Genomic DNA, 467 nt, shown 5'->3' with positions numbered 1-467 from the left:
GTCCCTGCCCTCCCCACCAGTGCCGAGCGCCCCAAAACCCTCGGCAAGGCGCCAGACGTGCCAACCGGAGCCCTCTTCGGCGTCGGCGATCGCCTCAAGGCCGTGTTCTACGAGCGCGTCGACGTCGAGGAAGACAAGTGGGGGGGCGCGTCCTCGGCCTTGCACGGCATCCTCCAGCGTCCGGAACTGAGCGGCGAATATATTGTCCAAGAGGACGGCACGATTTCAGTGCCCTTGCTTGGCTCCATTCCGGTCGCCAACCGGTCGACGCAACAGGTACAGGCCGACCTGGCGGAAACCTTCAATCAACTGCTGGGCCGCAAAGGACTGGTCAGCATCCTGCCGCTGGAGCGCCCGCCCATTTACGTGCTGGGCCCGGTCAAGAATCCAGGCTCGTTCAAGTACGCGGCCGGCATGACGATCCTGCACGCGATCGCGCTGGCCGGCGGACTCGACCGGGCCGAGAG

The 467-nt window shown here is 65.7% G+C and carries 1 protein-coding gene; it reads left to right on the top strand.

Going from position 1 to position 467, the window contains the following annotated elements; translation table 11 throughout:
- Nucleotides 1–57: 57 nt before the first annotated feature.
- A partial coding sequence (locus EOA85_RS36955) for a polysaccharide biosynthesis/export family protein (RefSeq protein ID WP_348627968.1) occupies nucleotides 58–467 on the top strand: 410 nt, incomplete at its 3' end.

Source organism: Mesorhizobium sp. M5C.F.Ca.IN.020.29.1.1 (genome assembly GCF_003997375.1).
In the GTDB taxonomy this organism is placed as follows: domain Bacteria; phylum Pseudomonadota; class Alphaproteobacteria; order Rhizobiales; family Rhizobiaceae; genus Mesorhizobium; species Mesorhizobium wenxiniae.
The sequence above is the reverse complement of the archived record's forward strand: the minus strand, read 5'-3'. Positions and strand labels throughout refer to the sequence as shown.